Raw genomic sequence first — 26,326 nt, forward strand, 5'->3', positions numbered from 1 at the left:
GCTTCAGCACGCTGACGGGACGAGCATGGCCCGCGAGCACGATTTCATCGAGCGCCGGCGCGCAAGCTGGCAACGGCTGGAAAGTCTCCTCTCCACAGTGCAGAAGGGCGGTCTGCATCGCCTGCAACGGGAGGAAGTCCGGGAGTTCGGGCGGCTTTACCAGCGGGCGGCGGCCGATCTGGCCATTGCCCGGCAGGAAGTTCGTGATGCCCAGCTCGTCAACTATCTCAATCACCTGGCCGTCCGGGCGCACGGAGCGATCTACCGCACCGAAAGCGGAAGCTGGCGCAAGCTCTGGCACTTTTACCGCTATGACGCGCCGGCGCTCTTCCGCGCCCACCGGGGCTACGTACTGGCGGCCTTTCTGGTCTTTGCCGGCTTTGCCCTCGGCGGCGGTCTGTTTGTGTGCTACGACGAAGCCTTTGCGTCCGTGATCGGGCTGTCCGGCGCGCTGGAGCAAATCAAACGCGGGCAGGACTGGACGGCGGGTATCAACGGCGAAAACCAGCTTGTGGCTTCGCTCATTATGACCAACAACCTGCAGGTGGCCCTGGGCTCGTTTGCTTTTGGCATCTTTGCCGGACTGGGCACGTTCTACATTCTGGCGTTCAACGGTCTCCACATCGGCGGCATTCTGGCGCTGTCCGTGAAATACAGCTTTACGCCACTGCTGGTCTTCGTCTGCGCCCATGGCGTTTTCGAGCTGATGGCCATTTTCATTGCCGGGGGGGCCGGCTTTCTGATGGGAGGGGCGCTGATTGCACCCGGCGACCGGACGCGCGGCGAGGCGCTGCTGGAGCGCGGCATCGCCGCAATCAAGCTGCTTTCCCTGTGCTTTCCGCTGCTCGTTGTGGCCGGTCTCATCGAGGGCTTTCTCTCGCCGGCCAATGTGCCCGGCATCTTCAAATTCTCGGTAGCCCTGCTTTGCGCGGCTTTCCTGGTCATCTATCTTGCTGTACCGGCATCGCGCCCGCTGCCCCCGGACGTGGCGTAAGTGGCTCCCCCAAGTCGCGTGGGCTGGATTGAATTATCCTGTGCAGGTTGAAAGCTATGAAACCCATTCTCGAAGACATTGATGTTGAGCAGACGACGGCGCTGCTTTCTGAAATCATGGAGTGCGAACTGGCCGGCGTCGTGTGCTACACCCACTTTGCCCTCATGGTGACCGGGCCCAACCGGATTCCCATCGTAAACTTCTTCAAGCAGCAGGCGACAGAATCGCTGGCTCACGCCCAGCAGGTGGGTGAAATCCTGACCGGCCTGGACGGGCATCCCAGCCTGCGGATTGCCGCCATCGAGGAAACCCACCGCCACAGCGTCCGCGACATTCTCGAAGAAAGCCTGGCGCACGAACGCCGCGCGCTCGACCTGTACAAAAAGCTCCTGGCGCTGGTGGCTGACCGGAGTGTGTACATTGAGGAATTTGCCCGGACAATGATTGGGCAGGAAGAACTGCACTGCATCGAACTCAAGAAGATGCTGCGCGATTATGGTCAGTGACGGTGATGGTGGCCAACCCTTCCGTTGTCTGACGGCGGCCGTGGAAAGCCTGCACCACAAGTGCTACGACCTGTCTGACCTCGTGGCCCGGCGGGCTGAGTGGCGGCGGCGCGGGCAACGTGTTGTCTTCACGAATGGCTGCTTTGATCTGCTGCACCCCGGCCATGTGACCTACCTGCATCAGGCGCGCGCGCTGGGCGACGTTCTCATCGTTGCCCTCAACAGCGACCGCTCCGTCCGGGAACTCAAAGGTCCCGCGCGTCCCATTCTGACGGCTGCCGAACGCTGTCAGGTCATGGCGGCGCTCGCCGCCGTGGACGCGGTGACGGTGTTTGACGCCCCAACCCCGCTCCCGGTCATCGAACAACTCATACCGGATGTGCTTGTCAAGGGCGGCGACTGGCCCATCGAGCAGATCGTCGGCCGGGAAATCGTCGAAGCCCACGGAGGCGCTGTGTACTCCCTGCCGTTCGTCCCCGGCGTTTCCACGACGGACATCATTGACCGTATTCTTTCGCGTCAGGGCGTTCTCGTCAGGCCCCGACCGTAGTCAACCGCTGCTGTGTTCACCGCGACGCCCCAACTCGCTTTACCTGCACCGTTCAGCGACCTGGCACTTACCCCCGAAGGCAGCGAACTCCTGCGTCAGCTTCGCCAGACGCAACCGGTCAGTGTCGTCTCCGGTGTGACGGGAAGCGCCCGCGCGCTCATCCCGGCGCTGCTCCATGCCGTGACCGGACAGCCGGTGGTGTTTGTCGTCCCGACGCCCCAGGATGTTGAGCTGCTCGAAGCCGATGTGCGCTACTTCGTCCGCCTCACGCAACGGCTGACCGCCGGGTCCCCAGACGGAGTGCAGGTGTTTCCGGTGGTGGAAGGCGGACCCTACTGCGCCACGTCGCCGCATCCCGATGTCCTTGAAGCCCGCGCCCTGTGTCTGAACCGGCTGCTGCAGGGCGAAAGCCGGGTCACGCTCGTTCCGGCGCGGGCGCTGGCGGAACGACTCGCGCCGCCACGGGCGTTGACGGTGGGGCGGGTGACGCTCGAAGTCGGTGAAGAATATCCCCTCGATGACCTGCTCAAGCTGTTGAGCGGAACCGGGTATGTACGCCGTGAGCCGGTAATGGCGCTGGGTGAGTTCAGCCTGCGGGGCGGCATTCTGGACATTTACTCGCCGGCCCAGGACAACCCCGTACGGCTGGAGTTCTGGGGCGACACGCTGGAGTCCATCCGCGAGTTTGACATCGAAAGCCAGCGTTCCATTGCCCGCCGGACGAGTTGCCAGGTGCTTCCCCTGCGCGAGTTTGCGACCCTGCCGGAGGGGTTGCGCGCCTGGGCCGCCCGCGCCCGTGAACACTGGGCCGAGGCACGCTTTGCCGACGAACTGCGCCCACGGCTGGCACTGGCCGAGCGTGGGGAACTGTTCGATGGCTGGGAGTCGCTCCTGCCGCTGGCGCATCCGCTGACCGGCAGCCTGTTTGACTACCTTGGCGCGGCGCGGTTCGTCATCGAAGAACCGGTGGCTGTTGAGCAGTCCCTGGAAAAGTATGCCCGGCAACTCCACGACCAGTTCACGGCGGCCAACGACGCCGGTGAACTGGTGCTGGCGCCCGATTATTTCCTGCTCAGTGCAGAGGCGCTGCGGACGGCACTGGCCAGGTATCCCCGGTGCGAACTGCGCGCGCTGGGCATCACGGCCGACCGCGTGGACGCCGGTTTCATAGGTGAGCTGACACCCCGTGAATCTTCGGACAACAGCGCGGCGGCCGGTGCGCCGTGGTTTCTGTTCCCGCCGCCGGAAGACGCTGCTGAACTGACGCTCGCCACGCCGCCGATGCGCCGTTTCCACGGCCGGATGTCACAACTCGTCACCGAACTGCGCGAACTGCGCCAGCGCGGAGTCACGACCCTGTTTGTCATGCCTTCGTCCGGGGTGGCCGAGCGGGTCCGCGACATGCTGCGCGAATACGACATTGCCGTTGGCTGTTATCCCGACCTGCCGACGCTGTGCCAGGCATTGACGGAAACCCAGCGCGCAAGCTGCTTTGTCACGGTGGGAAGCCTGCTCAACGGCTTCCGTTTTCCGGCCGCGCAACTGGCCTTTGTCGTCGAGCGGGAGCTGTTTGATGAAGCGCCGTCAGTTGAGGAAGTCCGGCTGACGCCGGCCGGCAGCTCCAAGCGCAAGGTTTCGGTGAGCAGTTTCCTCTCCGATTTCCGCGACCTCAAGGTGGGGGATTTCGTCGTTCACGTCAACCACGGCATCGGACGTTTTCTGGGCTTGCAGCAGGTGCAGGTGGACCATCGGACGCCGCCCTGCGAAGTCATGGTGCTCGAATACGCCGACCAGCAGCGGCTTTCCGTTCCGGTTGAGCGGCTCGATCTGGTGCAGAAGTTTTCCAGCGCGGAAACCAGTACGCCCCGGCTCGACAAGCTGGGCGGCAGTGCGTGGGCCAAGACCAAGGCGCGGGCCAAACGCGCCATGCGCGATATGACCGAGGAGTTGCTCCGGCTCTACGCCGAGCGGCAACTCGTGCAGGGCGTGCCCTGTGCTCCCGATACACCGTGGCAGCAGGAGTTCGAGGATGCCTTTCCCTACGAACTCACCCGTGACCAAGCTACTGCCCTGGCCGACATCAAGCGCGACCTCGAATCGCCCGTGCCCATGGACCGTCTGCTCTGTGGCGATGTGGGCTTCGGCAAAACCGAAGTCGCCATGCGGGCGGCTTTCAAGGTCGTGATGGAAAACCGGCAGGTGGCCGTCCTGTCGCCAACGACTGTCCTGGCCTTTCAGCACACCAAAACCTTCCGTGAGCGGTTTGCGTCTTTTCCGGTCACGATTGAAATGGTGTCGCGTTTTCGGACGGCCAAAGAGATTGCCGATGTGCTGGCGCGCACGGCGCGCGGTGAGGTGGACATCCTCATCGGCACGCACCGGCTGCTCTCAAAGGATGTGACGTTCAAACACCTGGGGCTGGTCATCATTGACGAAGAACAGCGGTTTGGCGTGGCGCACAAGGAAAAGCTCAAGCAGTTGCGGCGGAAGGTGGACGTGTTGACGCTTTCGGCTACGCCCATCCCGCGCACGCTCAATCTGGCCCTTGCCGGGCTGCGCGATATGTCCGTCATCGAAACACCTCCCCGCGACCGCCTGCCGATTCATACCGTCGTGGCGCAGTTTTCCGAAAATGTCATCCGCAGCGCCATCGAGACCGAACTGGCGCGCGGCGGACAGGTGTTTTTTGTCCACAACCGGGTCGAGAGCATTTTCACCATCGCCGAGCTGATTCAGCGTCTGGCGCCAGCGGCGCGGATTGGCGTCGGACACGGGCAGATGGGTGAAAAGGAACTCGAAGCCGTCATGATGCGCTTCGTCAATCACGAACTGGATGTGCTGGTTTCGACGACCATCATCGAAAACGGCATTGACATCCCGCTGGCCAACACGATTGTCATCAACCACGCCGACCAGTATGGCCTGGCGCAACTCTATCAGTTGCGCGGCCGGGTCGGACGCTCCAACCGCCGGGCCTTTGCCTACCTGCTCATTCCGCCGGAGACAGAACTTTCCAGTGTCGCCCGCCAGCGGCTGGCGGCCATCCGGGAGTTTTCCGACCTTGGCTCAGGCTTCCGCATTGCCGCCCTCGATTTGGAGCTGCGCGGCGCAGGGAATCTGCTCGGTGGGCAGCAGTCGGGCCACCTCGACAGCATTGGGTTCGATCTCTATTGCCGGTTGCTGGACGAAACCGTGCGCGAACTCCGTGGGATGCCCATCGAGGAAGACATCCAGACCGCTATCAACCTGCGGATGGACATTCGGATACCGGAGACCTACATCGCCGATGTCGGACAGCGGTTGCGCACCTACAAACGGATTTCCTCGGCGGCGGATGATGCGGCGCTGGAGGCGCTGGGGCAGGAACTCGATGACCGCTACGGCCCGCGCCCGCCGCAGGTTATCGCCCTGTTCGAGTACGCACGGCTGCGGCATCGCGCTTCGGCGCTGGGTATCTTGTCGCTGGACTGGGATGGCAGTACGCTCAGTGTCAGGTTCGCCGACAAGCCACACATTGACGTTGCCGCTCTGACCCGGCTGGTGGCGGAAGTTCCCGGAGCACGGCTGACGGGCGGGCAGATGCTCCGGTTGCCGTTGACCGCCTCTGAACCTGCGGACGTGTTTGCGGTCATCCACGGGTGGCTGGAACAGCTCACACCGGAAGCGGCACAAGGTTAGCCGGATGGACGAGGGGACAGGGAAGACAGCCAAGGCCGGCAGATGGAATTTCGACGCCAGCCCGACCGCTCATGGTGAAAGGCATCGCTTCGTGACGAGACGTGTATGAAAGTTCTGGTGCTTGGCGGCGGCGGACGCGAATCCGCCATGGTGTGGAAAATCCTCCAGGCGGCGCGGGTGGAGAAAGTCTATTGCGTGCCGGGCAATGCCGGCATCGCCCGCATGGCTGAATGTCTTGACCTCGACCTGAAGAAGCCCGACAAGCTGGCCGCGGTGGCCAAAGACCTGGGTATTCATCTGACCGTCTGCGGGCCGGAACAGCCGTTGGTGATGGGCGTCGCCGATGCCTTCACGCGCCTGGGACTGCGGTTTGTCGGCCCGTCGCGCGCCGCCGCCTGCCTGGAAGGGAGCAAGGTTTTTGCCAAGGAGTTCATGTCCCGCCACCACATCCCGACGGCCACCTTTGCCGTCTGTGAGACGGTGGAAGAGGCCGAGGACATTTTCGATTCCAACCTGCTCGATGGTTTTCCGGTCGTGGTCAAGGCGGATGGGCTGGCGGCTGGCAAAGGCGTTTTCATCGCACCTGACCGGGAGCAGGCACTGGAGGTTATCCGGGGGCTGCTGGTTGAGCGCAGGCTGGGCGAGGCTGGACGGCGCATCGTTCTCGAAGAATGCCTGTCCGGGGTGGAAACGTCTTTCCTCGTGTTTACAGATGGCAAAGCCATGGTGCCGCTTGTGCCAGCGCGCGATTACAAGCGCCTTGGCGACGGCGACACTGGCCCCAACACCGGCGGGATGGGCGCTTATTCCAGCCCGGATATGCTGGAGCCGGGCCTGCAACGGAAAATCCTGCGCCACATCGTGCAGCCCACCCTGACGGGGCTACAGTCGGAGGGAACGACCTTCAAGGGGGTTCTCTACGTCGGGTTGATGCTGACCGAACAGGGACCCAAGGTGCTCGAATACAACGTGCGGTTGGGCGACCCGGAAGCCCAGGTCATCCTGCCGCGTCTGAAGACCCCGTTCATTGACGTGCTGACCGCCATTGCCGATGGCACCCTCGAAGGTCTCGAACTCAACTGGTCCGATGAATCGGCAGTCTGTGTCGTGTTGGCTGCGGACGGCTACCCGGAAGCGCCGGTTTCCGGGCATCCGATCACAGGTCTCGAAAAAGCTGAACTCCACCCCGGCGTGCTGCTCTTTCATGCCGGAACCAAACGCGATGAAGCGGGGCAGCTTGTCACCAGCGGTGGACGGGTGATTGGCGTCACGGCCCTTGGCGACACGCTGGCGCAGGCCCGGCAGCGCGCCTACGCTGCCGCCGCCGAGATTGAGTTTGCCGGCAAGCAGTACCGAAAGGACATTGCCAGCCCCCTGCCAACACCCTGAAACGCCTGCCTGGGGGTGAAACTAGCGCCCCAGGTGGCGGCGGAAGAAGTCCGGCAGCCGCACCTGGTGTTCCTCCACGGCGGCGCGGTAACAGCGTCCGTGCGTGGCCCCTTCCACAAGCCAGAGGTCTTTTTCCTTGGCATTGACCAGCGCCTCGAAAATGGCCTGCGAGTGATGGGGACGCACGAAGTCGTCGGCCAGTCCGTGCACAAGCTGCACCGGACAGGTGATCTTGCCGGCGATGGCCAGCGGATTGACATCCGAGACCGAAAAGTTGCCCCGGTAGTTGGCGATGAGTTCAGCCACCCAGGTGGTGGGCACTACTGCCGTGGAGGGCATGCGCAGCACGTCGGCGACATACTCGCGTGAAATTTTTTGCAGCGATGAAAACGGGCTTTCGGCCCAGACAGCGGCAATGCGCGGGTCCCGCGCCGCCGTCTGAAGGGCAATGGCAGCGCCCATGGAAATCCCGACCAGTCCGAAGTGCTGGTCCCGCAGGCGGAACTTTTTGGAAATGTGGTCGAGCGCCGCGCTGACATCGCGCACCTCGTGGTAGCCATAGGTGACAAAGCGCCCGCCGCTGTGTCCGTGGGCGCGGCCGTCGAATAGGAACACGTTGAAACCGGCGTCGTAGAGGATGACACCAAACCGGATGAGGCTCGTCCGGTTGCCGGTCACGCCGTGCAGACCGACCACGGTGGGCCGCCACCAACCACGGTCGAGAAACCAGCCGGTGAGTTTCGTGCCATCGTAGGACGTAAACTGCGTTTCGCGGTAGGGAATCCGCCGTGCCCAGAGATAATCGCGCAGCCGCATGCTTTCCAGGTGGCGGCGGCGTTTGGGGCGCGGGGAAACCAGCAGGATGGAAAGCGGAATGGCAATGACCACGGAAGCGGCAAGATAGCCAGCCGTGACCCCGGCCGCAACCAGTCCAAGCCGCTTCAGCCAGTGTCCCCAGGAAGAGGTGGCCGCGCGCGACGTTGCCAGTGATGTTGGTGAGGAAGAAGCAACGGGATGCGTTGACGCCATCTGCGACAGTCGTCAGGGCCCGTGGAACTTGCCGTCGGGGCCCGGGAAGAAATGGGAGCCGGGCCGCGCACGGCCTGTCTTTGTATTGTGGAGGCCGGATGGGATAGAAAACAAGCCGTCGGCTGCGGAAGCCCGGCAGAGGCGTCCAGACCGGACAGGCCTTTGTGCCTCCTTCACGAAAACTTCGGAACTTTCCTTCCGGGGGGCGTGCTATAGTGGTGAACCTAACTCGGTTGGATTGTCGTTGCTGACGATTGGAAAGTGCATGCCTGAGTTTACCTGCCGCTTGGGGACGCCCAGCGGCGACATTGTGACCCGGATCGTTGAAGCCAACGGGATTGAAGAACTGCGAACCCGCCTGCAAAACGAGGGTTTTCGCATCTTCGCCATCGAGCGTCCGGTCCGGCGGGCGCTGTCCCGGTCCCTCTTTGGTGGTGTCAAGGTCAAGTCCCAGGAATTTCTCCTCTACAACCAGCAGTTGGCCACGCTGCTCCGCGCCGGACTACCGCTGCTTCAGGTACTGAACATTCTGATTCGCCGTCAACCGCCGGGCGCATTTCGTACGGTGCTGGAGGATGTCGAGCGGCGCATTACCCGTGGTGCCCTGCTTTCGGAGGCGTACGGTGAGCATCCCGACGTGTTTCCCCGTCTGCTGACGGCTTCGGTGCTTGCCGGGGAACGTTCCGGGGAGCTGGACGCGGTGCTGGAGCGGTACGTGACGTATGCCAAGGCGACCGCCGAAGTACGGCGCAAGCTCATCAAGACGCTGACCTACCCGGCCGTGCTCACCGTGGCTTCCGTGGCTCTGGTGGCCCTGCTGACCACCTATGTCATTCCCAAGTTTGCTACGTTGTATGAGTCGTCCCAGAGCCAGTTGCCGCTGGTGACGGTCTATGTTGTGGCGGTGTCGAAGGCGGTTGAAAACAACCTGTCGTGGGTCGGGCCGTTGCTTCTGACGGTGGCGCTGGGTTTTTTCTTCTGGCGACGTACAGACCACGGACGTGAGGTGCTGGATGGTCTGCTGCTCAGGTTGCCCATCATCGGTGACATCATCCGACAGTCCACGACCGTCCGGTTCTGCCGCAGCGCCGCCACGCTGCTCAACGGCGGATTGCCGCTGCTCGAATCGCTTGACATTGCTTCCGAGGTGATTGGCAACCGGCGCATTGCCAGGACGATGCCGGATGTCGTACGTGGGATTCAGGAAGGGAAGACCCTCGTCGAGGTGCTGGAGCAGGCGGGATGGCTCCCCCCGCTGGCCACGGACATGATTGGCGTAGGCGAACAATCCGGCGCACTTGTGACGATGCTCGATGAAGTGGCCCAGTTTTATGAAGCCGAACTCGATGTGAAAATCGCTTCGCTCACGGCGCTCGTCGAGCCGGTAGTGCTGACCTTTATGGGTGCCATTGTGCTCATCGTCGTCATGGCGCTTTACCTGCCTATCCTGAATTTTGCAACGGGAGGTGCGGTGGCGCGCTGACGGCAGTTACCGACACCTGAACGGACATGTCTTTGGATTCCACTCCCGATCTGCCCTCGATGCTTCCCTCGGCGGAAGAAGCCGACCGTGAACTGGCGGCGGCGCGTGAACTGGCGCGGCGCTACCGGCTCGAATTCGTGGATTTGACTACGGCCGAACTGGATTACGACCTCATCCACAGCCATCCGGTGGAGTTGATGACCCGGTACAAGTTCGTCCCCCTGCGCCGGGAAAACGGACGGCTGCTGGCGGCCATGGCTGATCCGACCAACCTCGATGCCTTGGATGAGCTGTCGGCCCAGTTGAAGGTGCGTATCAAACCGGCCGTCGCCACCCGGTCGGCCATTGAAACCGCCCTGCGCCGTGGGGATTCCGCCCAGCGCGTCCTGCAGGACGCCACGGAGTCATTCCGCATCAAGCTGGTCAAGGAAACCGACCAGGGCGAGCAGGACCTCGATCTCGACCGCCTGGCGGATGAAACCGCCCCCGTCATCAAGCTCGTGGACACCATCGTGCTGACGGCACTCGAACGGCGGGTTTCCGACATCCACATCGAGGCCTACGAGTCAGAAGTGCACGTCAAGTACCGCATTGACGGGGCACTCTATCCGGCGATGAATCCGATTGATGCGAGTTATCACCAGATGCTCATCTCACGCATCAAGGTCATGTCGGACCTTGACATTGCCGAGCGCCGGACACCCCAGGACGGACGCTTCCGGGTGCGCGTCAAGGGGCGGACGATTGACTTTCGCGTCTCCATCATTCCGGCTGCCTTTGGTGAAAACTGCGTCATCCGTATTCTGGACAAACAGCAGATCAACGAAGCCTTCCGCGAACTGACACTCAACGTGGTGGGATTTGACCCCCACGACCTGGCGCGCTTCCGGCGGTTCATCAAGGAACCCTACGGTATGGTGCTTGTCACCGGGCCGACGGGTTCCGGGAAAACGACGACGCTTTACGCCGCGCTCAACGAAATTGCCAATCCCGAAGACAAGATCATCACCATCGAGGATCCGATTGAGTACCAACTGCGCGGCATCATGCAGATTCCGGTCAACGAGAAAAAGGGCCTCACCTTTGCCCGTGGTCTGCGCGCCATCCTGCGGCATGACCCGGACAAGGTCATGGTTGGCGAAATCCGTGACACCGAAACCGCCCAGATTGCCATCAACGCCGCGCTGACCGGCCACCTGGTTTTCACCACGGTTCACGCCAACAATGTCATTGACGTTATTGGCCGATTCGTCAACATGGGGGTCGAAGTCTATAACTTCGTCAGTTCCCTCAACTGCGTTCTGGCGCAGCGTCTGATCCGGCAGCTTTGCCCCTATTGCAAGCGGCAATACCAGCCGACGGACCAGGAACTCGAAGAAGCGGGCCTCAATCCAAGCAAGTTTCGGGATCAGGTTTTTTACGAGGCCGTGGGCTGCTCGGAATGCAACGGAACCGGCTACCGGGGACGCACGGCCATTCACGAAATGCTGGACTTGACCGATCGCATCCGCGAACTCATCCTCGACCGGCGCCCCGGCTCGGAGATTCGCCGCGCCGCGCGGGAAGAAGGGCTGGGTTCGCTGCGTGAATCGGCACTGAAAAAGGTATTTGCCGGAATTTCGACGTTGCGCGAAATCAACCGCGTGACGTTCGTCGAATAAAGCTGGTCTTCGCTTGATGTTTCCGCCTCGTACCGATTAGGGGGTGCTTATGTTTCAACTACGGCTGACATTTCGTTTCGCATCCGGCTGGCGTCGGGTGATGGCACTGGGACTGTCAACGGCGTTGGTCATCGTCACGCTGTCACCGGTTGCCTGGGCCGGCAACGGCCGGAAGTACTTCAAGGAAGGTCTCAAGTACGAGGCGGTCAAGCAGTGGGACAAAGCCGCTGAACTCTTTGCCCAGGCGCTCCAGGAAGACCCACGCAACATCGAATACCAGCTTCACCTGCAACGGGCCCTGTTCAACGCCTCAATGTTGTGCGCCATCCGCGCCCGGCAAATGGAAGAGCAGGGGGATTACGAAGGTGCGTATCACGCCTACCGTGAGGCCTACCGCTACGACCAGACCAACGAAGTCGCCCTCGCCAAGATGAAGGAAATGCTCAAGAAACAGGGCATCGAGGCGACCTCGCAGGGCGAGCCTTCGCCCTACCAGCGCACGGCGGCCGAAGCCAATGAAGCCGAAGTGCGCAGGGCCGCTGAAACGGTGGCGCGCCAACGCTATGTGGGACGCTGGCAGGGCTTCATCAACCAGCCGATTGAAACCATCATCCGCACGCTGTGCGACAAAATGCGCCTCAACGTCGTGTTTGAAAGCACGACCCTCCAGCAACTGGCCAACACGCGCTATACGCTTGACATTAAGCAGGACATGACGGCCGGCAAGGCGCTGGAACTCGTCCTCGATGCCAACGGCTTTCAGTACTTTCGGGTGGACACCCGGACGATCCTCATCGTCAAGCGGGGGCTGGGGCAGTTCCAGAACGGCGGCTCGCTGGCGCAGAAGTACGAGGATTCGCTCATCAAGCCGTTCTACATCAAAAACGCCAAGCTCGAAGACGTCAAGCAGATGCTGACGCTGCTCGGCCCGGCCATGGCGCAGCAGGTGGTAAGCGTTCCGCAATCGAACATGCTGCTGGTCCGCTCATCGGGCGAGAACCTGAAAATCATCGAGCGGATGATCAACACCGTGGACCGCCCCCAGGCGGAAGTCGTCATGGATGTCAACATCTATGAAGTGACTCACCAGGAAGCGCTCCAGTTGGGGAACCAGTTCGCCACAACGCCGCCAGCGATCACGACGTCCGACGGTGGCACAACCCTGGCCCTGACGCCACCCAGCGCCACCAACCTGGGCGGCATCGGGCAGGGGCCGCTGCTGCGTCCTGCCTCGCCGGCCGGAATCTTCTCCAATACGCTGGGTTTCGGGCTGGGGCTGCCGCCTTCGACCATCACCGCGCTGCAAAGTCGTGGGCTGGGGCGGCTCATCTCACAGGTTCAGGTGCGGGCTTTCGAGGACAAGGAAGGCAAGGTCAACATCGGCCAGTCCATCCCGATTCAAATCGGCAATCCCTTCCCCACCGTTCCGGGCAACGGACAGCCGCCGGGACAAATCTTCTTCCCCGGCTTCAACCAAGTGCAGTACCGCGATGTCGGTTTGAACATTGCGGTCAAACCGCACATTACCGACGACATCGTGCAGATGGACATCTCCATCGAGACCTCCACGGCTCCGCCCAACACCGGGCCGCAGAATCTCACCCCGACGATTTCCCAGCGGAAGGTCAGTGGTGTGGCGCGTGTCCGGGACGGCTACACGGCTTTGGCCGCGAGTGTGATGCGCGAGGATGACACTGACAGCCGGACGGGGCTGCCCATCGTCAGCTTTATTCCGGTCATCGGGCGTCTGTTTTCCACACCCTCACGAAACAAGCAGGCCACTCACATTGTCATCACGATCACGCCACACATCGTACGCGGAGGCGCGGTTACGGAAGAAGAACTCAAAACCGCCTTCGGTCCGCTCGATGTCTCCGTTGGCGTTGGCGGTCTGAGCTATGGCCGGTATCTCACCATTGACGAGATCGTGGCTGAGGCCGACCGCGAGGAGATGCGTGAAGCCAACCAGCTTCGGGAAACGCCGGTTACGGTGCAACCAACGGACAAGCCCGTGGGTACCCCGGCCGCTGCGCCGCCGGTAAGCAGCAGTGGTGAAAACGGACGCTTTACCATCACCACGGCGAGTACGACGGCACCACCTCCGACTATGCCAGCCGCACCGGTGGTGATCGATCCCATTCCGATGACGGCCACGAAGGGCGGAGGCCTTGGGGCGACCATCCAGCCCTTGCCCGTAACTGAGCCGTCGGCAGCCGGGGGCATGGCACCCAACGGCATGGCAACCAATGCGGCCTTCAATCCAAGCGATCCGAACACTCAGACGCCAACCCGGCCGACTCCAGGACCTGCCACGCCGGTGCGCGCCATGCTGATGGTGTCGCCCAGTCTGCGCCCGGCTGTGGGGCAGGTGGTTTCCGTGGCGGTCATTCTCAACAGCGACGGCACGAACATCTCCGCAGCGTCCGTCTTCCTGCACTACAACCAGACGGTACTCAAGCTCGTCGGTATCCGGGATGGCGGGTTGCTGTCACCCGGCAGCTTCCAGACTGGGGACAACGGCGGGCAGGCTTTTGCCACGGCGCTGGTTTCAGCGGGCGTCAACACAGGCCGCCCAGCCATGGGGGCAGTAGCCATTTTCGACTTCCAGGTGATTGCGCCGGGCAACGCTGATGTCCGCCTCGACGTGCTTGACCTGCGCGGCCTGACCAACGAACTCATCCCGGCCATTCCCAGCCCGGCACCGCCGGTCATTGCCGGTGGTATGCCGAACGGCAAGCAGTGAGATGTCGCCAGGAAGGTGAAACCGGTGAAGAACGGATGGATTTCTCTCCACGTGAAGGATGGGCAGCCGCCGGGATGGCCTTGCACCCACCAGATTGCCGCTTTCTGGCCAGCTCCGTCGATAAGGCCCTGGATGGGGAGCGGCCGCACGGCGCAGCGTGGCTCATCCCTGCTGGAGATGATCATTACCCTGGCGATTCTAGCCATCCTGACCAGCGCCGCCCTGCCTCTGGCGCGCACGGCTGCCCGAAGCCGGCAGGAGACCGAACTGCGGCGAGCGCTCCGTGAAATCCGCTTCGCCATTGACCGCTACAAGGAGTTCAATGACCAGACCGGTGGGCAACGTATTCCGGTCGAGCTGCGTACGCCGAGCGGCTACCCCAAAAACCTGGAAGTGCTCTATGAAGGGTTCGTCCCGGTCGGCAACGTGGATGGCAGGAAAATCTTTTTCCTGCGGCGGCTTCCGATTGATCCGATGACAGGCAAAGCCGACTGGCAAACCCGCAGTTCACAGGATGACCCGGATTTTGCACTTTCCTTGGGGGATGATGTGTTTGATGTCCGGTCGCGTTCGACGGCTACGGCCCTGGATGGAACACGCTATGACGAGTGGTAAGGAGGAAGCTGGTTTGAAAGGAACCTGTACAGAGGGTGCTTCGGGACACCTGTGGGCAAGACGTGACCGGGGTTTCACCATACTGGAACTGGTCATCGTCATGACCATCATGTCCATCCTGCTGACGGTGAGCATTCCCATCTACCGCACTCTTCTGGTACGGGCGCGGGAGACGGTTCTGCGCGAAAATCTTTTCAAGATGCGCGATGCCATCAACCGCTACACCTACGACAAAAACCGCGCGCCGCAAACCCTGAGCGATCTCGCAAGTGCCAAGTATCTGCGCGAAATCCCGATTGACCCCATCACCCAGAGCCGTGATACCTGGGTGGTGCGTCTGGAAGATGAGCCGGTCGTCCCTTCAGCGCCACGGGGCATTGTGGATGTCTTCAGCGGCGCAGAGGGCATTGGCACGGATGGCGTCCCTTACAACGAATGGTGAAGCCGCGCGTCGTCGGGCGCGTGTGTTCCGGCTACTTTCCCAACCTCCCTGGAATAACTCCATGAGTATCTTTGAACGCTTCTGGCGGCGGCTTGTGTTTCCGTCTCCCTCACGCGCCCTGTGTGCACTGACCGCCGAAGGCGTCGTCATGTTTGACCGGCGCACCCGGCAGTCACACTTTCAGCCCTGGGTGGACCAGGCTTTCCAACCGGCCTTTGATACGGAAAACGTCCGCCAGGCCAGGGCGTTTGCCTCCACGTTGATTCAGGGGACGCACGCGCTGGGGTTGGCTGGGGAGCGCCGGTGGTCGGTGCTGCTGCCGGGAGCCACCGCCCGTGCCTATGTCGTAACTATCGAGACGACCATTCCTCCGCAGGATGTACCGGATGTCCTCGTGTGGAAAGCTGAGCGGTTGACCGGGCTGCCACAGGAAGACATCTGGATGGCCACGGCCGAATTGGGACCGGGTGTGACCGCAAGTGGCGCTGCCGGGAGGCGGTTTTTGCTGGCGGCCATGAGCCGGCGCGTGGCGCTTGGCCTACAGTCCGCTCTGGAACAGTTGAACTGGCAGCCCGGTCTGCTACTGCCCCGGCTCGTCGGGGAAGCGCTGTGGGTGCAGCATGTTGCGGTGCAGCCTGATCAGATGCTCATCAGCGTGGAGGATGATACTTTGGCCGTTATGCTGCTTCAGCGGGGCGTCCCGCTGTCCATCCGCACGTTGCCGCTGGCCGGCGAGTTGCCCGCCGAGCAGTTGCTCCGGGTGCTGCTATTCTTCCGTGAACACGCCGTTGAGTCCGGGCTTGGCTCGGCCGAACAGGAAATCCGGTTTGAGGTTTTGCCGGTCAACGTCCCGCTCGAAAGCGCTGAAATCAGTCAGTGCATCCGTGAGACCTTTGGTGAGCCACTACGAGTCATTGCACCACAGCAGCTTGGGTTTGATTCTTCGGCAGAGTTTTCCCGGCTGGCCGGCGTCACCGGTCTGGCTTTGGCCACGGCTTGAGGTTGTTGTCTGTGGAGGTGCGCCATGGCTGTGACCCTTGCCGGGACCACACCGGAAACCGTTGTTGAGGCGCTGGCCGGGACGCCGCTGCTGCGGCGTTTGACGGCGTATCTGACAACGACGGCTGATGCCATCACCCGCGAGCACCTGGCCATCACAGAAATTCCTGCCCCACCTTTTCACGAAGCGGCCCGGGCAGCTTTTGTCGCCGACCGCCTGCGCGACAGCGGACTGTCTTCCGTCTGGCAGGATACCGAAGGCAATGTCTATGGCTGGCTGCCGGGGGCAGAAAAGACGCTGGCCCGCGCGCCCATCGTGCTTGCCGCCCATCTTGACACGGTGTTTCCGCCCGGAACGAATGTGAACGTCCGGGTGCAGGGAACGCGCCTCTGTGCGCCGGGCATTGCCGACAATGCCTGTGGTGTGGCCGGACTGCTTGCGCTGGCGCGTGCCTTTGTCACCCAGTCCATCCCGTTCTCCGGCCCGGTGTGTTTCATAGGCACCGTCGGGGAGGAAGGCAATGGCAATCTGCGTGGCGCGCGCGCCGTCGTGGAGCAGTTTCCCCACATGCGAAGTTTCATCGCCCTGGACGGGCCCGGACTGGAGCACATCACCTGCCGCGCCATTGGCTCGCGGCGGTTCTGTGTGACCTTTCATGGCCCGGGTGGTCACTCATGGGCCGATTTTGGCACGGTGAATCCGGTTCACGCGCTGGGCGAGTTCATCAGCCGGGTGCGGCGGTTGCCCCTTCGCCGGGGCGTAGCCTGTACGGTGGCCATTGCCGGCGGCGGCAGCGCCATCAATGCCATTCCGACCATGGCCCAGGGGGAAGTGGACTGCCGGGCGCACCGGATGGCTGACCTGGATGCGCTCGAACATGCGCTCCGGTTGGCGGCTGTTGAAGCTCAGCAGTCCGAAATACAGCAGGCAACCCGGCAGCGTCGCCTGTCAGTGGCGGTGCAGCGTCTGGGCGAGCGTCCGGCGGGAGAAACCCCTTCCACCTCGCCACTGGTGCGGTGCGCCATCGCTGCCACCCGTGCCTGTGGCCGGCGTCCGGTTCTGGAGAGTGGCTCGACGGATGCCAATGTGCCCATGGCTCTGGGAATTCCTGCGATTGCTATTGGAGCCGGTGGTGAGTATGGCGGCTGTCATACCCTGGAGGAATGGTATGACCCGGTTGGGCGTCCGCAGGCGTTGGTGCGGGCCGCTCTGCTGGTGTTGGCCCTGGATCAGTTGGTGGCAGCATCGCCGGAGGTCGCCCGGCCGCTGGCGGCATCACACGCTGTTTCGTCCCTGCCCGAGCCCGAATGATATGTCACGTTACTGGCTGCTCAAATCGGAACCGGGTGTCTTTTCGATTGACGACCTGCAGGCGGCACCGAATCAGACGACAAGCTGGGAAGGGGTACGCAACTACCAGGCCCGGAACTTCCTGCGCGATGGGATGCAGGTTGGCGACCGGGCTTTTTTCTATCACAGCAATGCCACCCCGCCGGGCATTGTCGGTGTTGTCGAAATCGTACGGGCCGGGTATCCCGACCACACAGCTTTTGACCCGGCGAGCCGTTACTACGACCCGAAAAGTGACCCGGCACACCCTACGTGGTTTATGGTGGATGTCCGGCTGGTGCAAAAATTTCCCCGCATCATCTCCCTTGATGAACTCAAACGCACACCCGGTCTGGAGAACATGCTTGTCATTCGGCGCGGGATGCGGCTTTCCGTGCAGCCGGTGACAGAAACCGAATGGCAGATTGTGCTTGGCTTGGTTGGAAGCGCTGACCGTCCGGTGTGAAGTTGGCTGTGTTCAGCAAGCCCGACCAATCCGGTCTTGTCGCCTGAGCGTCGGCTTTCCATAATCCGCCCTGGCTGGAAACACTCTCACTGAAGGAGCCTGACCTGCCGTGCCTGTCGTTGAATCTGCTGCTGCCTGTCGTTTTGGCGGTGAACATGCCCAAACCCTTGAGCAGCTCTACAAACTCATTGAACGCCTGTGGAAGGAACACCGGACTTCGCCCACCCGCGCCGGAGATGAACTGGTCTATGCGTTTGGAAATCTCGACTGTGTGGTGGTGATCAACCAGGATGTACTCGGCGCCCTGGTTGAAGTGAAGACAAAGCTGGGCAATGTGGACTGCCAAGCCAACGACCAAGGGGAAATTGTCGCCACGCTCAACACCGATCCCAAGGAAGGCGGCCGGGAAGATGGCGACGTTGCCAAAATTCTGAGCTTTGCCGTGCGGGCGCTGGATGACTACTACTACAAGCGCCGCGTGGCGTGACGCCCGTCGCCGTGGGCGCTTCGGACGCGGGCCATCGGGAGCCGCCCTACCGCCACTTTCTTGTTGCTGGCGGACTGGTAGTGCTGGACCAGTTCAGCAAGCTGTGGGTGTACTGGGCGCTGCGTCCAACGGATGCCGTCATCCGCGTTGTACCTGGGTTTTTCCACCTGCGTTATGCCGAAAACCCCGGCATTGCGTTCAGCCTGCTGGACAGTGGTACGCCGGCCATGCGGCTGACGCTGCTTGTGATTGCTGCCTGTGCAGGCGTGGGCGTCGGGCTGTACCTCTGGTGGACGCCAGCCGACCGCCGGCTGCTGCGCTGGACGCTGACCTGCCTGCTGGGCGGCATTCTGGGCAATGCCCTGGACCGCATCGTGCATGGTGCGGTCATTGATTTTCTCGATTTCCACTGGGGAGCGTGGCACTTTCCCACCTTCAACCTGGCGGATAGCTGCATCACCGTCGGGGCCGTCATGCTGGCGCTGGACACCTTCAGTGAACTGTGGCGTCCGGCGCGGACCGAGACCTGACGAATCCATGCCAACCTGCGAGGCGGACATCGTTATTGTTGGCGCGGGTGCTGCCGGATTGATGGCCGGCATCTGGGCAGGCCGGACGGCTGGGCCGCGGGCGCGCATCGTGGCGCTGGATGGTGCGCCACGCCTGGGGGCAAAAATACTCGTTTCCGGTGGCGGGCGCTGCAACGTGACCCACGAACAGGTGACGGCTGACGATTTTGCCGGCTCCGGGCCGACCTTCATTCACCCTGTGCTGCGGCAGTTTGATGTACCTGCCACAGTTGCGTTCTTCAATGAACTGGGCGTCGTGCTCAAGCGGGAAGCCACCGGCAAGCTCTTTCCCGTCACTGACCGCGCACGGACGGTCCTCGATGCCCTGCTCGCGGCAGCCGCAGCGGCCGGGGTTGAGTGTCGCCATCCCTGCCGGGTTGAAGTCGTGCAACCGACCGCACAGGGGTTTCTGGTTGGCGGCCCTTGGGGGACAGTGGCGGCCCGGCAGGTCATTCTCGCCACGGGCGGCAGGAGTCTGCCCAAGTCGGGTTCGGATGGCTCCGGCTATCACCTGGCAACGGCACTGGGGCACACCATCACGCCGACGTTTCCGGCGCTCGTCCCACTGTTGCTTCCGCCGAACCATCCCCTGTGTGACCGGCGTGGCATCAGTACGCCGGCCACCCTGTCCGTCAAAGTGGGCCGCAAGACGCTGGCAGCCGTCACGGGGTCGCTGCTGTGTACGCATTTTGGGCTGTCCGGCCCGGCGACGCTTGACATCAGTCGGCATTGGCTGGCGGCGCGGCAGAAAGGGCTGGCGGCGCAGCTTGTCATCAACTGGTTGCCGGAACTCCCACCGGGCAGGTTTGAACAGCAGTTGCTGTCGCTGGGGCGGACGACCCTCCTGCGGTTTTTGAGTGAGTATCTGCCGGAGCGTTTGGCGCAGCTTCTGCTCGAACTGGCTGCCGTTCCCCTCACCCGTACCGGAGCACAACTGACCCGTACCGAACGGCAGGCGCTGATCACCACCGTTCTGCAGTGGGCGGCACCGGTCACTGGCGACCGGGGATTTACTTATGCGGAAACGACGGCTGGCGGCGTGCCACTTCGGGAACTCGATGTCAGCCGCATGGCCTCGCGGCGCTGTCCGGGGCTGTACTGTTGCGGGGAAATCTGCGACGTGGACGGCCGCATCGGGGGCTTCAACTTTCAGTGGGCGTGGTCAAGCGGCTACGTGGCCGGCGTTGCGGCAGCCCGCGCCCTTCGCACTGCGTCGGACAGCTTGCGCCAGGCTTAGGAAGGTCAGGAAAAAAGCCGGCGTGCCACCTGCTGAATGAGCGGCGGGATGCCTTCGCCGGTCACGGCTGAGACCGGAAAGCAGGGAATGCCAAGCTGTTGGCAGTGCTGTTGGAGCGCGGCTGTCCGGGCTGGATCGGCAATGTCCTGTTTGGTGGCGACGACCAGGCGCGGCCGGGCGGCGAGTTCCGGGTCATAGCGCACCAGCTCGTTTTCGATGGCGTTGTAGGCCGTCACCGGGTCCTGGGCCGCCATTGGCGACACATCCACAAGGTGCAGCAGCAGCCGCGTCCGCTCGATGTGCCGGAGAAATTGCAGGCCGAGTCCACGCCCTGCGTGGGCCCCTTCGATGATGCCGGGAATGTCGGCAATGACAAAGCTCCGGTAATCTTCCAGTCCGACGACACCCAGGTTGGGCACGAGGGTGGTGAACGGGTAGTCGGCAATTTTTGGCCGCGCCGCCGAAACCGCTGCAATGAAGGTGGACTTGCCGGCGTTGGGGTAGCCCACCAGTCCCACGTCGGCCAGCAGCTTGAGTTCGAGCCGCAGGGTGCGGCGTTCACCCGGTTGGCCCGGTTCGTGCTGCCGTGGGGCGCGGTTGACCGAACTGGCAAAGCGGGCATTGCCGCGTCCGCCGCGTCCGCCCCGGGCCACGGCCACCATCTGACCGTCCGTGGTCAAATCGGCCAGGCATTCTCCGGTGTCGGCGTCATAGACCAGTGTGCCTACCGGGACATCCACGATGCAGTCGGCGCCGTTCCGCCCGTGACGGTTGCTGCCCTCACCGTGGCCGCCGCGTTCGGCGGCATAGCGCGGGTTGTAGCGAAAGGCGAGCAGCGTGTTGGTGTGGTGGCTGGCCCGCAGATAGACCGTGCCACCGTCGCCGCCATCACCGCCGGAAGGCCCACCACGTGGCACGAACTTCTCACGGCGAAAGGCCATACAGCCATTACCGCCGTTGCCGCCAGCGACATAGATGATGGCTTCGTCAACAAACATGGAACAAAGCACAAAGCCCAAGGCTGGTCAGAAACCTTGGGCTTGCCGTTGGGTGCTGTTGCCGGGAGCATCACCGACGCCAACACTTCTGGGCGCCGGCGTTGGGAGTCAGTCCTTCTCAGGCCGTGGTGGGTGTTTCGGTCGTGGCCGGTGGTGTTTCCAGCGGAATGACCTCGATGTAGCGCCCAAGCTGTCCGCGGTCGCGGAAACGCAGGTGTCCGGCCGTCAGCGCAAAGAGCGTGTGGTCACGCCCCAGACCGACATTGCGCCCCGGCTTGAAGCGGGTGCCGCGCTGCCGAACCAGAATTTCACCGGCCTTGACGAACTGATTGCCAAAACGCTTGACGCCGAGGCGCTTCGCGTGCGAGTCGCGCCCGTTGCGGGAACTTCCAACGCCTTTTTTATGAGCCATAGCTGGTATGACCTCGTAGATGAAATGGGATCGGACAGGAGGCAGAAACGAACTACGCGGCGGCTTCGATTTTCTGTACCAGCAGCGCCGTAAAGTTCTGGCGATGCCCACGCTTGCGCCGGTACTGCTTCCGACGTTTGAACTTGAAGACAATGATTTTCCGGGCGCGCCCATGCCCGATGACCGAAGCCGTGACACGGGCACCGGGCAGGTGTGGCGTCCCGACCTTGAATTCCGAACCGGTGTGCAGTGCAAGCACATCGAGTTGCACCGTCTGCCCCGGCTCGGCTTTCAGGCTCGGCACCTGAATGACATCCCCTTCGGCAACCCGAAACTGTTTTCCACCTGTGGCAATGATGGCATAAGACATGGCGTATCTCCTACTTCCCCGTGACAATCGCCGGCTGACGCCGATAGGCGGCACTTAAGGGCAAAGCCGGAAGTCTAGTGACCGGCGGCTGAATCTGTCAAGTTTCTGGTTTGCCAGGTCAATGCTGCGGCCGTCTGCGGGGCAAAAGGTCATTGTGGAAGGTCTTGTTAGGTTGGGACGGGATTGCTTATGCTGCGGCCCACCCTGTTGCCCATACATTGCCATTCAAAGTCCAACCTTCAGAGAGACTTATGTACTGGAAGCCACATCGCTTGTCCTTTGTCCTGCGGGTCGGCATCTTTTCCCTTCTGGGACTGGTTGCTGTCTCCGGTCTGCCTTCGGCGTTCCTGTCTGACACGAAATGGGGAAGTCCGGTTGCCGCCAAAGCGAACCAGGACCCGCTCCGGGAGACCCTTGATTTCGTTGCCCAGGCTACGCGCCGGGAGACACAGGGACTTCCCTGCCGCCAGCTCAAAAACGGTGCCCTGATGATGGAACTTGGCGACGGCTTCCAGCACGTCGCCCTGGCGCGTACCGAAGCCGACGGTCGGATTTCCGTGCGCTGTGTGGGCAGCGTCACCGAAGCGGAAGCCTTCCTGCGTGGCGGCGATGAAGCTGCTGGCGGGCAGGATGATCAGCACACTGGCCAGAACGACCACCCTGCCGGGCGTGACCTCGTGCTGCCGCCGCTCCGTAAGCCGGCTGGCGTGGTGACGAGTCTGGCAACCCGGTCTGAAGTCCGCATCGAGAACCCACAGGGTTCGACCATCATCATTCGGAACGTGAATGAACCTGGCGTCGGCTTCAACGATCCGACGCCCGCCACTCCGGTCGGCGGCAACCCGGGGACGACCCTTGGCCAGCAGCGCCTGAACGTCTTTCAGCGCGCGGCTGAAATCTGGGGCGCGACGCTGCGCAGCAACGTGCCGATTGTTGTTGAAGGCCGGTTCACGTCGTTGGGCAGCGGGGTGCTTGGCTCGGCTGGAACGACATCCATCTTCCGTGGCTTCCCGAATGCGCCGTTTGGGGATACGTGGTACCACTACGCCCTGGCCAACGCGCTGGCCGGGAATGACCTGTCACCGCAGAACCCGCCGCGCGCGCAAATCAACACCAACTTCAGCACAAACTTCAACTTTTACCTTGGACTGGACAACAACGCGCCGCCCGACCAGGTTGACCTGCTCACGGTCGTCCTGCACGAATTCGCCCACGGTTTGGGCTTCAGCACCTTTGTCAATACTGCCAACGGACGCAATGCCGGCGCGGATGATACCAACCCGGATGGCGGCTTCACCGATTGCTATGCCCGCCTTCTCCGGGATGAAAATCTCAACCTCAACTGGAACCAGATGACGGCCGCACAGCGGCAGGCATCGGCCACCAACACCGGAAACCTGACCTGGACTGGCCCCACGACCCAGAGCGTGCTGCCAGTTGCGCTAGAGCCATCGCCGGTGCTGCGGATCGAGCGTGAGCCGCCAGTGTTCATTGCCGTCAACCAGGCCACGTTTGGCGGCCCTATCACTCTGGGCGGATTGACGCGCCCACTCGTGGCGGCCCAGCCGCCGCTGGCCTGTGGGCCGCTGTCGAATCCGGGCACGGTCAACACCAACTTTGCTCTGGTGGACCGGGGCGAGTGTCCCTTTGTGGACAAGGCCGCCAACGCTCAGCAGGCCGGGGCGCAGGGGCTGATCATTGCCAACAACACGACGGGGGGCTTCATCCCCGGCGGAACCGCCCCAGACATCACTATCCCGGTTGTCGGAATTTCGCAGGCAGACGGCACAACCCTGCGCAACTTCCTGTCCAGCGGGAGTGTCACGGCCACACTGCGCCTTGACCCCACCCGCCCTGCCGGAACGACCAACGGACGGATTCGCATGTTTGCTCCCAATCCACGGCAGGCGGGTTCTTCGGTGTCGCACTGGGACAACACTGTACGCCCACGGCTGCTGATGGAGCCAGCGATTAACCCGCGCCTGCCGCGTACCCAGGACCTGACGCTCAACCTCTTCCGCGACTTGGGTTGGACGGTCAACCCCATCTTTTCCACATCGGGACTCCAGGTGCCGTCTGACGGTGCAACGCCACAAGTTGCCATCAATGCCGTCGGGCCGTGGAGCGTAGCGGGTTTGCCCAGTTGGATCACAGGCTTTCCCACGGCTGGCAACCTGTTGACCAACATCAGTTTCCAGGTCGCACCAAATCCCGGCTCACAACGCACGGCGACGCTGACTCTCGATCCCGGTGGGAATGCCTTGACGATTGTGCAGAACGGCGCTGCCGATACCGCACCGGGTTTTACCAGTCCCAACACCGTGACGTTCACCTTGGGGCAGGCGTCAAGTTTCCTCATCACCGCGAGCGGCAGCCCGGCTCCCACCATTACCCTTGTGAGCGGAAACCTGCCGGCCGGAGTGCGGTTCATTGGCGGCGTTGGTGTCGCCACACTGGTGGGTACGCCGGGAGCCGGCACCGCAGGCACCTACACCCTCGTGGTTCGGGCTGCCAACAGTCTGGGTGCTGTCACCCAAGGTCTGCTCCTGACCGTTGGCCAGGGACTGTGTACCTTTACAGTCTCACCAACCGTACTCAGCGTCGGTGGGGAAGCTGTTGACAATGTGACGCTGACGGTAACGACGGGCCCAAGCTGTGCCTGGGAAGCGCGGGTGCGCAGCACGGATGCACCGTGGATCAAGCTTATTTCAGCGCAGCTCGCCAATGGGACTGTTGTGACACCCCGTATGGTGGATGAACTGGGACAGGTGGATCGGCGGCTGGTGATTTCCGGTATCGGCAACGCTACGTTGACCATTGGTGTCGGGCGCAATCCACGCTCCACGCCCCGTACGGGAACGTTTTTCGTGGCCGGGCAGGTGGTGACGGTGACGCAGGCTGGCGGCACTGGTGGCGCACCGTTGGGCGCAGCGATGGCGATGTTCCGTCCGTCGAACGGATACGTGTACCTGAAGAACCGGCTGATTTCGGACTTTGCTGACCAGGACTTTTTCTACGGGACGGCCGGGGATGTACCGATTGCCGGGGATTGGGACGGCGATGGCATTGACACGCCGGGTATTTACCGGAATGTCAACGGGGTGATGACATTTTTCCTCATCAACAACAACACGGGCGGATTTGCGGACGTGTCGTTTGCGTTCGGGCAGCCGGGGGACATTCCGATTGCGGGGGACTGGGATGGCAACGGGACGGTGACGTGCGGGGTGTACCGTCCGGGGAATCAGACGTTCTTCCTGCGGAATACAAATGCGGCCGGGAATCCCGATCTGACGGTGGTGATCACGGGGGCGCAGGCGACGGACCGGCCGGTGGCCGGGCGCTGGACGCTCGGAAGTGCAGTGACAGGGCTGGGACTGTACCGACCAAGCAATGGGCAGTTTTTGTTGAAAAATGCGAACACGAGCGGCCCACCGGATGCCGTCTTCCAAGTGACGACAACCGGAACATTGGTTGCACCAGTAGCCGGGGACTGGCTTCGGCAGGGGTTTGCCACGGTGGGCGTGGTGGTGAACCTTGGGGGGACCATCCAGTTCCAGTTGCGGACGGCAAACACGGGCGGGACGCCGGAGTTGCGGGTGAACTACGGCGCACCGGGGGACGTGCCGCTCATCGGTAACTGGGACGGGCAGCCCAAGCTGCCGCCGGTCTCTGTCCCGTAGTCGGGAAACCGAAGCCTAAAAATGGAGGCGGGGTACACCGTGTGTACCCCGCCTTTTTGTCTGCTGGAGAATGTCAGGTCAGGTTACGGCTTACGACCAAAGGGAAGGCTTCTCGGTCCTGGCCCGGGCATCGAAATGGGCTGACGGGAGGGTGGACTGGCAACCGGCAAAGACGGGGAAGACAGATCAATGCCGAAGTCCCCGCTGTGGTGGAGAGTATTGTAGAGGGCTTCGATTTGTTCACGAAGGTTGTTCAGATCCTGCTCTGACGGTTGTGGTGTTGTCGGCTGCGGTCTTGCCTGGCCGAATGTCATGTCCGGTCTGATCGGCGGCTGCATGGGGGACTGGAGATACTGCGTCGCCTGTGGCCTGTTGGCAGGCACAGGCACCATCGCCGGTGTCACCACAGGCTGATATGGACTGGTCACCGTGTACATACCGCCTGAAACCTCTGACCGGCTCGGCGCGGTGGGTACACCTGATGGCAGGGTATAGGCTGCTCCTGCCGGTGGCACGGCCGCCGGTCTGGGGGTTGGGGCTGCATAAGGCAGTGGCGGGGCGGGCTGTCCTTCGCGTGTGGCCCGCCGGACGAGTTCCTGATAACGCTTGGCATCTTCCATACCCTGCAGGACGCCAATCGGCAGGTCAGCAGGGTTGTTAGTGGTCTGGGGGGCAGGGGAAGCAC

General features: G+C 62.5%; 21 protein-coding genes. 17 read left to right on the forward strand and 4 right to left on the reverse strand.

What is annotated here, in order from left to right:
* Positions 1–25: 25 nt before the first annotated feature.
* The 5 genes from CABTHER_RS02100 (at position 26) to purD (ending at position 7,117) form a co-directional block, all read left to right on the forward strand.
* A complete protein-coding gene (locus tag CABTHER_RS02100) occupies positions 26–994 on the forward strand; it encodes a stage II sporulation protein M (RefSeq protein ID WP_014098922.1) in 969 nt (322 codons plus the stop codon).
* A 56-nt stretch (positions 995–1,050) separates the two neighbouring features.
* Positions 1,051–1,500 (forward strand): ferritin-like domain-containing protein, encoded by a 450-nt coding sequence (locus CABTHER_RS02105; RefSeq protein WP_014098923.1) that lies wholly within the window; start codon positions 1,051–1,053, stop codon positions 1,498–1,500.
* Positions 1,490–2,050: a D-glycero-beta-D-manno-heptose 1-phosphate adenylyltransferase gene (rfaE2, locus tag CABTHER_RS02110; RefSeq protein ID WP_014098924.1), complete on the forward strand. Its 561-nt coding sequence runs from the start codon at positions 1,490–1,492 to the stop codon at positions 2,048–2,050. The genes CABTHER_RS02105 and rfaE2 overlap by 11 nt, the downstream gene beginning before the upstream one ends.
* A 12-nt stretch (positions 2,051–2,062) precedes the next feature.
* Positions 2,063–5,728: a transcription-repair coupling factor gene (gene mfd, locus CABTHER_RS02115; protein WP_014098925.1), complete on the forward strand. Its 3,666-nt coding sequence runs from the start codon at positions 2,063–2,065 to the stop codon at positions 5,726–5,728.
* A 105-nt stretch (positions 5,729–5,833) separates the two neighbouring features.
* Positions 5,834–7,117, forward strand: a complete 1,284-nt coding sequence (gene purD / locus CABTHER_RS02120; protein WP_014098926.1) for a phosphoribosylamine--glycine ligase — start codon at positions 5,834–5,836, stop codon at positions 7,115–7,117.
* A 21-nt stretch (positions 7,118–7,138) separates the two neighbouring features.
* On the opposite strand, the gene CABTHER_RS02125 is transcribed toward purD, so the two are convergent.
* The gene (locus tag CABTHER_RS02125; protein WP_014098927.1) at positions 7,139–8,146 is read right to left on the reverse strand and encodes an alpha/beta hydrolase; all 1,008 of its coding nucleotides are present in this window, start codon (positions 8,144–8,146) and stop codon (positions 7,139–7,141) included.
* A gap of 265 nt (positions 8,147–8,411) precedes the next feature.
* On the opposite strand from CABTHER_RS02125, the gene CABTHER_RS02130 reads away from it, so the two are divergent.
* The 11 genes from CABTHER_RS02130 to CABTHER_RS02180 all read left to right on the forward strand — a co-directional run bounded on the left by CABTHER_RS02130 (position 8,412) and on the right by CABTHER_RS02180 (position 20,178).
* Positions 8,412–9,629, forward strand: a complete 1,218-nt coding sequence (locus CABTHER_RS02130) for a type II secretion system F family protein (protein WP_014098928.1) — start codon at positions 8,412–8,414, stop codon at positions 9,627–9,629.
* Between the two features lie 59 nt (positions 9,630–9,688).
* Positions 9,689–11,290: a GspE/PulE family protein gene (locus CABTHER_RS02135; protein ID WP_014098929.1), complete on the forward strand. Its 1,602-nt coding sequence runs from the start codon at positions 9,689–9,691 to the stop codon at positions 11,288–11,290.
* Between the two features lie 49 nt (positions 11,291–11,339).
* Complete coding sequence (locus tag CABTHER_RS02140; RefSeq protein ID WP_081464642.1) at positions 11,340–14,033, forward strand: secretin N-terminal domain-containing protein; 2,694 nt, start codon at positions 11,340–11,342, stop codon at positions 14,031–14,033.
* A 132-nt stretch (positions 14,034–14,165) separates the two neighbouring features.
* On the forward strand, positions 14,166–14,648 hold the full coding sequence (locus tag CABTHER_RS02145; RefSeq protein ID WP_014098931.1) for a type II secretion system protein: 483 nt from the start codon (positions 14,166–14,168) through the stop codon (positions 14,646–14,648).
* The gene (locus CABTHER_RS02150; protein WP_014098932.1) at positions 14,635–15,090 is read left to right on the forward strand and encodes a type II secretion system protein; all 456 of its coding nucleotides are present in this window, start codon (positions 14,635–14,637) and stop codon (positions 15,088–15,090) included. Before CABTHER_RS02145 ends, CABTHER_RS02150 begins: the two co-directional genes overlap by 14 nt.
* A 61-nt stretch (positions 15,091–15,151) precedes the next feature.
* Positions 15,152–16,090 carry a type IV pilus biogenesis protein PilM gene (locus CABTHER_RS02155; protein ID WP_014098933.1) on the forward strand — a complete coding sequence of 313 codons (939 nt, stop codon included), beginning with the start codon at positions 15,152–15,154 and terminating at the stop codon, positions 16,088–16,090.
* A 24-nt stretch (positions 16,091–16,114) separates the two neighbouring features.
* Complete coding sequence (locus CABTHER_RS02160) at positions 16,115–17,401, forward strand: M20/M25/M40 family metallo-hydrolase (RefSeq protein WP_014098934.1); 1,287 nt, start codon at positions 16,115–16,117, stop codon at positions 17,399–17,401.
* A gap of 1 nt (position 17,402) precedes the next feature.
* Complete coding sequence (locus CABTHER_RS02165) at positions 17,403–17,885, forward strand: EVE domain-containing protein (RefSeq protein WP_014098935.1); 483 nt, start codon at positions 17,403–17,405, stop codon at positions 17,883–17,885.
* A 109-nt stretch (positions 17,886–17,994) separates the two neighbouring features.
* The gene (locus CABTHER_RS02170; protein ID WP_014098936.1) at positions 17,995–18,372 is read left to right on the forward strand and encodes a hypothetical protein; all 378 of its coding nucleotides are present in this window, start codon (positions 17,995–17,997) and stop codon (positions 18,370–18,372) included.
* On the forward strand, positions 18,369–18,902 hold the full coding sequence (lspA, locus tag CABTHER_RS02175) for a signal peptidase II (RefSeq protein WP_014098937.1): 534 nt from the start codon (positions 18,369–18,371) through the stop codon (positions 18,900–18,902). Before CABTHER_RS02170 ends, lspA begins: the two co-directional genes overlap by 4 nt.
* A 7-nt stretch (positions 18,903–18,909) precedes the next feature.
* Positions 18,910–20,178 (forward strand): BaiN/RdsA family NAD(P)/FAD-dependent oxidoreductase, encoded by a 1,269-nt coding sequence (locus CABTHER_RS02180; RefSeq protein ID WP_014098938.1) that lies wholly within the window; start codon positions 18,910–18,912, stop codon positions 20,176–20,178.
* 5 nt (positions 20,179–20,183) lie between these two features.
* Here the strand turns inward: CABTHER_RS02180 and obgE are convergent, their stop codons facing one another.
* The 3 genes from obgE to rplU all read right to left on the reverse strand — a co-directional run bounded on the left by obgE (position 20,184) and on the right by rplU (position 21,958).
* Positions 20,184–21,176 carry a GTPase ObgE gene (gene obgE, locus CABTHER_RS02185; protein ID WP_014098939.1) on the reverse strand — a complete coding sequence of 331 codons (993 nt, stop codon included), beginning with the start codon at positions 21,174–21,176 and terminating at the stop codon, positions 20,184–20,186.
* A gap of 118 nt (positions 21,177–21,294) precedes the next feature.
* On the reverse strand, positions 21,295–21,588 hold the full coding sequence (gene rpmA, locus CABTHER_RS02190) for a 50S ribosomal protein L27 (protein WP_014098940.1): 294 nt from the start codon (positions 21,586–21,588) through the stop codon (positions 21,295–21,297).
* A 52-nt stretch (positions 21,589–21,640) separates the two neighbouring features.
* Positions 21,641–21,958, reverse strand: a complete 318-nt coding sequence (gene rplU / locus CABTHER_RS02195; protein ID WP_014098941.1) for a 50S ribosomal protein L21 — start codon at positions 21,956–21,958, stop codon at positions 21,641–21,643.
* 251 nt (positions 21,959–22,209) lie between these two features.
* On the opposite strand from rplU, the gene CABTHER_RS15300 reads away from it, so the two are divergent.
* Positions 22,210–25,641, forward strand: coding sequence for a PA domain-containing protein (locus CABTHER_RS15300; RefSeq protein ID WP_014098942.1), 3,432 nt, complete (start codon positions 22,210–22,212; stop codon positions 25,639–25,641).
* Positions 25,642–26,326: the final 685 nt, after the last annotated feature.

The sequence above is a fragment of the Chloracidobacterium thermophilum B genome (assembly GCF_000226295.1).
In the GTDB taxonomy this organism is placed as follows: domain Bacteria; phylum Acidobacteriota; class Blastocatellia; order Chloracidobacteriales; family Chloracidobacteriaceae; genus Chloracidobacterium; species Chloracidobacterium thermophilum.

Excerpts from the sequence above, each read along its gene's own strand:
- CABTHER_RS02100 (WP_014098922.1), top strand. The coding sequence starts at position 26 with ATGGCCCGCGAGCACGATTTCATCGAGCGCCGGCGCGCAAGCTGGCAA.
- CABTHER_RS02105 (WP_014098923.1), top strand. The coding sequence starts at position 1,051 with ATGAAACCCATTCTCGAAGACATTGATGTTGAGCAGACGACGGCGCTG.
- rfaE2 (WP_014098924.1), top strand. The coding sequence starts at position 1,490 with ATGGTCAGTGACGGTGATGGTGGCCAACCCTTCCGTTGTCTGACGGCG.
- purD (WP_014098926.1), top strand. The coding sequence starts at position 5,834 with ATGAAAGTTCTGGTGCTTGGCGGCGGCGGACGCGAATCCGCCATGGTG.
- CABTHER_RS02125 (WP_014098927.1), bottom strand. The coding sequence starts at position 8,146 with ATGGCGTCAACGCATCCCGTTGCTTCTTCCTCACCAACATCACTGGCA.
- CABTHER_RS02130 (WP_014098928.1), top strand. The coding sequence starts at position 8,412 with ATGCCTGAGTTTACCTGCCGCTTGGGGACGCCCAGCGGCGACATTGTG.
- CABTHER_RS02135 (WP_014098929.1), top strand. The coding sequence starts at position 9,689 with ATGCTTCCCTCGGCGGAAGAAGCCGACCGTGAACTGGCGGCGGCGCGT.
- CABTHER_RS02140 (WP_081464642.1), top strand. The coding sequence starts at position 11,340 with ATGTTTCAACTACGGCTGACATTTCGTTTCGCATCCGGCTGGCGTCGG.
- CABTHER_RS02145 (WP_014098931.1), top strand. The coding sequence starts at position 14,166 with ATGGGGAGCGGCCGCACGGCGCAGCGTGGCTCATCCCTGCTGGAGATG.
- CABTHER_RS02150 (WP_014098932.1), top strand. The coding sequence starts at position 14,635 with ATGACGAGTGGTAAGGAGGAAGCTGGTTTGAAAGGAACCTGTACAGAG.
- CABTHER_RS02155 (WP_014098933.1), top strand. The coding sequence starts at position 15,152 with ATGAGTATCTTTGAACGCTTCTGGCGGCGGCTTGTGTTTCCGTCTCCC.
- CABTHER_RS02160 (WP_014098934.1), top strand. The coding sequence starts at position 16,115 with ATGGCTGTGACCCTTGCCGGGACCACACCGGAAACCGTTGTTGAGGCG.
- CABTHER_RS02165 (WP_014098935.1), top strand. The coding sequence starts at position 17,403 with ATGTCACGTTACTGGCTGCTCAAATCGGAACCGGGTGTCTTTTCGATT.
- CABTHER_RS02180 (WP_014098938.1), top strand. The coding sequence starts at position 18,910 with ATGCCAACCTGCGAGGCGGACATCGTTATTGTTGGCGCGGGTGCTGCC.
- obgE (WP_014098939.1), bottom strand. The coding sequence starts at position 21,176 with ATGTTTGTTGACGAAGCCATCATCTATGTCGCTGGCGGCAACGGCGGT.
- rpmA (WP_014098940.1), bottom strand. The coding sequence starts at position 21,588 with ATGGCTCATAAAAAAGGCGTTGGAAGTTCCCGCAACGGGCGCGACTCG.
- rplU (WP_014098941.1), bottom strand. The coding sequence starts at position 21,958 with ATGTCTTATGCCATCATTGCCACAGGTGGAAAACAGTTTCGGGTTGCC.
- CABTHER_RS15300 (WP_014098942.1), top strand. The coding sequence starts at position 22,210 with ATGTACTGGAAGCCACATCGCTTGTCCTTTGTCCTGCGGGTCGGCATC.